This is a genomic window from Paenibacillus sp. 01T422 (genome assembly GCF_056398785.1).
This window is the reverse complement of sequence record NZ_JBFTQB010000786.1, coordinates 1-3,133: the sequence shown is the minus strand read 5'-3', so window position 1 is coordinate 3,133 and position 3,133 is coordinate 1. Positions and strand designations below refer to the sequence as shown.

The 3,133-nt window shown below is 47.7% G+C and carries 3 protein-coding genes; all 3 read right to left on the bottom strand.

Going from position 1 to position 3,133, the window contains the following annotated elements; translation table 11 throughout:
• Nucleotides 1-35: 35 nt before the first annotated feature.
• Nucleotides 36-1,007 (bottom strand): galactofuranose ABC transporter, permease protein YjfF, encoded by a 972-nt coding sequence (gene yjfF / locus AC1DUA_RS31205; RefSeq protein WP_477503442.1) that lies wholly within the window; start codon nt 1,005-1,007, stop codon nt 36-38.
• On the bottom strand, nt 997-2,028 hold the full coding sequence (locus tag AC1DUA_RS31200; protein WP_477503441.1) for an ABC transporter permease: 1,032 nt from the start codon (nt 2,026-2,028) through the stop codon (nt 997-999). The genes yjfF and AC1DUA_RS31200 overlap by 11 nt, the downstream gene beginning before the upstream one ends.
• Nucleotides 2,029-2,033: 5 nt before the next feature.
• A partial coding sequence (locus tag AC1DUA_RS31195; RefSeq protein ID WP_477503440.1) for a sugar ABC transporter ATP-binding protein occupies nt 2,034-3,133 on the bottom strand: 1,100 nt, incomplete at its 5' end.

Below are 3,133 nucleotides of genomic sequence, written 5' to 3'. Positions count from 1 at the left end.
ATTGTTCATTGCCCTTCAAAGTCCTTTGACGAAAGTTACATGCTTTTTCTGGTAAACCAATTCCGTTCACTTAATGCCTTTTGAAGTAAAATGAATAAGCAGAGCAGCATGCCGATCGCAATTTTCGTCCACCACGAACTAAGTGTTCCCTCGAAGCTTACGATAGTCTGAATCACACCTTGTATCAGAACCCCGAAGAATGTACCTGCAATATAGCCAACTCCTCYGGTCAAAAGCGTACCGCCAATGACTACAGCAGCAATCGTATCCAGCTCCATCCCCATTGCATGCAAGCCATAACCAGAAAGCATATAGAAGGTGAAGACAACACCGGCTAGCGCTGAACAGAACCCGCTGAACGCATACACGCCCATCTTCGTTCTGGCAACAGGCAATCCCATAAGAATTGTAGACTGCTCGCTCCCTCCAATAGCATACGCATTACGTCCGAAGCGCGTATAATGTGCCATATACATGCCTGCTGCAACGACAAGTAAGGCGATAACGACGCTAATCGAAATAAAGTTGCCGCCAGGCAGCGGTATTTTGGTTTGAGCCATACTCGTGTATATCGGATTATCGATGGTAATCGTGTTAATGCTGATCACATAACATAACCCTCGCGCTAAAAACATCCCAGCCAATGTGACGATGAAGGGTTGGATTTTGAAATAGTAAACGATGGCCCCCATTCCCCAACCGAACAACGCGCCTATGATGAGAACGAGCGGAATAACTAGGACTGGCGACCAGCCTGCTTGCACCAGAGAAGCCGAGATCATGGTCGTTAAAGCGATCACTGAACCGACCGATAGATCGATCCCGCCGGAGACAATTACGAAGGTCATCCCTACGGCCGTAATTAATAAAAAGGCATTATCGATGAGCAGATTCAGCAGAACCTGCAGGGAGAAGAAGCCCGCGTACCGGAAAGAGCCTGCGATATACATCATGGCGAATAAACAGATTGTCACATAAATCGGAATATATTTGCGGTTAAACAACATGGCGTTTGACCTCCCGTTCTGCTGGATAATGACGACTCTTCCAGCGGATAACGATGGATTGGCGGAAGGCCTCGGATTGGATTAAACAAACGGTAAGCACGACAAAAGCTTTGACAACTAGTGTAATTTCAGGAGGAACACCGATCATATATATCGTTGTTGTCAATGTTTGAATAATGAGTGCACCGATCAGCGTGCCGGTTAGATAGAATCTTCCGCCATTAAGCGAAGTGCCGCCGATGACGACTGCAAGAATCGCATCCAGCTCGTACCACAAACCAGCGTTATTGCCGTCAGCGCTCGACACGTTCGAGCTCAAGATCAAGCCGGCAATCCCCGCACATACGCCGCAGAAAATATAGACAGCGAGCATCACCGTACGGGAGCGAATGCCTGCCAAACGGCTCGCCGTCGGCTTGCAGCCGACCGATTCAATAAACAGTCCGAGCGCTGTTTTCCGCGTCAATAGAGCAGCTGCGGAAAATACGATAGCGACCAGAAAGATGGAGAATGGTAAAGTGGCTAGAGAACCTGCGCCAATATATTTGTAAGATGAGCTCGTTATGGTGATGATTTGCCCTCCTGTGATGAGCTGGGCAATCCCCCGTCCGGCTACCATTAGAATCAACGTCGCGATGATCGGTTGAATGCCCGCATTCGCTACCAGGAAGCCGTTCCACAAACCGAGCAGCAGCGATAACACGAGTGAAATGGCAATCGACAGCAGAAGTACGCCTATGGCGTTTTGATCACTGCTTTTACTAATCGCTAAGCAAGACAGTGCACCGGATATGGCCACCACCGAACCAACGGAGAGATCAATGCCTTTCGTTGCAATAACCATGGTCATCCCAATAGCCACGAGAATGAGCGGTGATCCAAAGTTTAATATATCAATTAAACTTCCATATAAGTGGCCATCCTTCATTTGAATCGAGAAGAAACTCGGCGAATAAATGAAATTGAACAACAGCAGCACGGCTAACATGCATACCGGCCAAAACAAATGATGCTTAACCATGTTCCTCAGCCCCCCGCTATCGCTTTCATGACATTACGCTGACTAATTTCTTCCCCCGACATCTCCTTCACTTTCTTACGGTCCCGCAGTACGGCAATGCGTTCACTGACCCGAAGCACTTCTTCCAGCTCGGACGAAATGAAGAGCACGGACATCCCCTTTTGGGACAGCGAGAGGACGAGCTTCTGAATCTCCGCTTTCGCGCCGATGTCGATTCCCCGTGTTGGTTCATCTAAGATTAACAACTTAGGATCCATGAGCAGCCATCTGGCCAGCAGCACTTTCTGCTGGTTGCCTCCGCTTAGATTTTTGATGAGAAGCTCTGGATTAGGAGGGTTAATATTCAAAGCACGGATATATTCGTCCGCAATTTCATTCTGACGTTTGCGCGGAATCGCATTAAACCAGCCACGTGTTGCTTGTAGTGCGAGTATTATATTTTCCCGAATGGTCAGATCGTCAATGATACCTTCCGTTTTGCGATTCTCGGAGCAGAAGGCGATGCCTTGGTCAATCGCTTGCCTCGGTGAATGGATAGCTTCATTCGAGTCCGTGAATTTCAGCTTACCTGAATCTGCCCGATCTGCTGCAAATAGCAATCTCGCAAATTCGGTTCTTCCTGACCCCAGAAGCCCTGCCAAACCAACGATTTCTCCCTTATGGATAGTTAAATCTGTGGCTTCAATGGAGCCCTTTTTTCCGAGTGAATAAGCCTCTAGTAATACCTCCGCTTTCATTCTTTGAACGTTCGTGCTCTTCGGAAGTTCCTCCAGCAAATGCAAGTCCTTGCCAATCATTTTGGAAACTAAATCTATGCGGGAGAGCTTCTCAGCCATATACTCTCCAACAAATTCTCCATTACGAAGAATGGTTATTCGATCTGAGATTTCATACACCTGATCAAGGAAATGCGTCACGAATAGGATCGCTAAACCTTCATTCTTCAGTCTCGTCATAACGGTGAATAGCTGCATGACTTCCCCTCGGTCCAGACTGGAAGTAGGCTCATCCAGGATAAGCACCTTGGCAGAAATACTGACTGCTCTCGCAATCGCGATTAATTGCTGCACGGCTACCGAATAGTTATGTAGGGGCAGTGTCACAT

Bases quoted from the DNA above. Each gene is read 5' to 3' on its own strand.
- AC1DUA_RS31200 (WP_477503441.1), bottom strand. From the start codon at position 2,028: ATGGTTAAGCATCATTTGTTTTGGCCGGTATGCATGTTAGCCGTGCTG.